The following is a 3,015-nucleotide window of genomic DNA, read 5'->3' as shown; positions in this document are numbered from 1 at the left end:
GCGGAACGGCGCGGGCTGCTTCAGGTCGCCGATCGTGCGGCGCGAGATGCCGAACCACTGCTTGCCCTTGTCCGGCCAGATGCCGGGCGACTGCAGGTGGCCGCGCTCGTTGCCGACCCCGATCGCGACGTACGCGTACTTGCTGTTCACCGCGATCGCGCTGCCGCCGAGGTTGCCCCAGCCGTGCGTGCCGCCGGCGAAGCCGAGCATCTTCCCGTCCTGGTAGACGCTCGCCTCGGCCCCGCTCTCGTCCCACGGCGCATTCGTATACACCTTGCCTTCAGGCGTCACCGCGATCGCGCGGATGTCGATCTGCGTCCAGCTGCCGTCGCCATAGCCGAACGTATTGCCGATCCACGACGTCGTCGCGGGCAACACCGTTTCGGCCGGTGCGGCGCTCGTCAGCAGCGTCGCGCATACCGTCATGCCTACCAGAATCAGACGTCGCAATGCGCTTCTCCAGACTTGATGCAACAGCGACCGGCGCCACCGCGGGCTGCCGCCGGTGCACCCTGTCGCTAAATGGGTTTCAAACGTCGCGATGCAGGTTACAAGCAAAAATAATCACAAGAAATTTGGAAATATTTGGGGATGTTTCCGCCTGAAATATCGAACCGGAACAGAGGCAAAAAGGCGCCCGAAAACGGCAATAACGACCGCCTTTCTTTTTCCGATCCGTAGAAAATTCCGCCTTGCGCCGCCTGACGGGGGCCGTCCGGGCACCGACCTTTCACCCCGCGGTAGAAATAATCGGCATTTGAATGTTTGTCGTCAGATAAATGACGCGCGTTTTTTTGCCGATTTCTTTTCCCTAGAATCGATTTCGATTCGATATTTCATTTAATGGCATGCATTACGTTCACGTTTACGCATCGGATATGCGACACGCCCCGGCTCGCGCCGCGCGTCTCGAAGGAGCGGCGCGATGACGGGCATCTCGCGACCCGCGGACCTCACCCCGCCGCAACACGGCCGCATCGTGCAGCTCGACGGGCTGCGCGCGATCGCGGTGGGCGCCGTGTTCCTGCAGCACGCGCTGAAGGCGCCGCTCTGGATGGGCGTCGACCTGTTCTTCGTGTTGAGCGGGCTGCTGATCACCGGCATCCTGCTCGATCGCAAGGCGCGCGGGCAGTCGTACTTCAGCCACTTCTACGCACGTCGCGTGCGTCGCATCCTGCCGCCCTACGTGCTGCTGCTGGTGGTATCGACGATCCTGTTCGGCGCGAGCTGGCTGCCGCACTGGCCGTGGTTCGCGTTCTTCTCGACCAACATCGGGCTGTCGCTCGGCAGCATCGGCCATGACAGCCTGAACGTGCTGTGGTCGCTCGCGGTCGAGGAGCAGTTCTATATCTTCTGGCCGTTCGTCGTACTGTGGTGCTCGGAGCGCGCGCTGCTGTGGGTCGCCGCCGCGCTGATCGTCGCGGCCCCCGTGCTGCGCGCGATCGCGACGCCGTGGTTCGACTCGTTCTGGCCGATCTACTACCTCACGCCGTTCCGGATGGACCTGCTCGCCGCGGGCGCGCTGCTCGCGATCGTGCTGCGCCGCGACCGGCGCGCGCTCGAGCCGTTCTATCCGCTCGCGATCGTCGGCGCGCTCGTGTCGCTCGCGATCCTCGGCTGGCTGCACCTGTCGTTCCCGCGCTTTCGCGCCGCGAACACGCCGCTGTCGAACGCGGCGCTCTACAGCATCTCGCTGCTGCTGTGCACGTCGATCGTCGTGATCGCCCTGCGCGGCCGCGGCCTCGTGCAGCGCGTGCTGACGAACCCGATGCTCGTCTACGTCGGCACCGTCAGCTACACCGTGTACCTGATCCACCTCAGCGTGCTGTACGCGCTGTGGCCGCTGCACCTGAACCGCTTCGTCACGGCCGCGCTGGCGCTCGCGATCACGCTCGCGTACGCGACCTTGAGCTGGTACGGCTTCGAACGGCGCCTGACGCGCGGCCCCGCACGCCGCGCGCTGCCGGCCGCCGCCGGCACGACCGCCTGAATTTCATCATCCATCGTTTCTACCAGGACAACGTCATGAGCCAAACTCGCAAGAAGGCCATCATCACCGGGATCTCGGGGCAAGACGGCGCCTACCTGACCAAGCTGCTGCTCGACAAGGGCTACGAGGTCACCGGCACCTACCGCCGCACCAGCTCGGTGAATTTCTGGCGCATCGCCGAGCTCGGCGTCGACACGCACCCGAACCTCACGCTCGTCGAGCACGACCTGACCGACGCCGGCTCGAGCCTGCGCCTGCTCGAGCGCACGCAGCCCGACGAGCTGTACAACCTCGCCGCGCAGAGCTTCGTCGGCGTGTCGTTCGACCAGCCGGCGACGACCGCCGAAGTGACGGGCCTGGGTCCGCTGAACCTGCTCGAGGCGATCCGCGTCGTGAGCCCGAAGACGCGCTTCTACCAGGCATCGACCTCCGAGATGTTCGGCAAAGTGCAGTCGATTCCGCAGACGGAAGCGACCTCGTTCTATCCGCGCAGCCCGTACGGCGTCGCGAAGCTGTACGCGCACTGGATGACGGTGAACTACCGCGAGTCGTACGGCCTGTTCGGCAGCAGCGGCATCCTGTTCAACCACGAATCGCCGCTGCGCGGCCGCGAGTTCGTCACGCGCAAGATCACCGACACCATCGCGAAGATCAAGCTCGGCAAGGCGACCCGCCTCGAGCTCGGCAACCTCGACGCGAAGCGCGACTGGGGCTTCGCGCTCGAGTACGTCGAAGGCATGTGGCGCATGCTGCAGGCCGACGAACCCGACACCTACGTGCTCGCGACCAACCGTACCGAGACCGTGCGCGATTTCGTGCGGATGGCGTTCGCGGCGGCCGGCTACCAGATCGAATGGACCGGCAAGGGCGAGCAGGAGCGCGGCCTCGACGCATCGAACGGCAAGATCGACATCCAGGGCCCGGACGCAGTGAAGCTGCTGAACTGGATGTACACGAACCCGTGGAACAAGCTCGAAGTGGGCAAGTGCCGCTACGGGCTGATGCTCGACGAGAACGGGATGGTG

2 protein-coding genes and 1 pseudogene are annotated in these 3,015 nt (G+C 65.0%); 2 read left to right on the top strand and 1 reads right to left on the bottom strand.

The genetic code is table 11. From position 1 onward, the window contains the following. Window positions 1-426: pseudogene (locus tag G3N99_RS37710) on the bottom strand (hypothetical protein); the annotation flags it as partial. A gap of 499 nt (window positions 427-925) precedes the next feature. Between G3N99_RS37710 and G3N99_RS37705 the strand changes: the two are divergent. Together G3N99_RS37705 and G3N99_RS37700 are read left to right on the top strand one after the other, a co-directional pair. Beyond that, complete coding sequence (locus G3N99_RS37705) at window positions 926-1,990, top strand: acyltransferase (RefSeq protein WP_174937162.1); 1,065 nt, start codon at window positions 926-928, stop codon at window positions 1,988-1,990. A gap of 35 nt (window positions 1,991-2,025) precedes the next feature. Then, window positions 2,026-3,015, top strand: a 990-nt coding sequence (locus G3N99_RS37700; protein WP_206124912.1) for a GDP-mannose 4,6-dehydratase, incomplete at its 3' end; no start/stop codon positions are given.

The organism is Burkholderia sp. Ac-20392 (assembly GCF_017104585.1).
Lineage (GTDB): Bacteria > Pseudomonadota > Gammaproteobacteria > Burkholderiales > Burkholderiaceae > Burkholderia > Burkholderia lata.
Note: the sequence above shows the minus strand (reverse complement) of the source record. Positions and strands in the feature narration are given on the sequence as shown.

Coding starts and splice junctions, on each gene's coding strand:
- G3N99_RS37705 (WP_174937162.1), top strand. CDS start 926: ATGACGGGCATCTCGCGACCCGCGGACCTCACCCCGCCGCAACACGGC.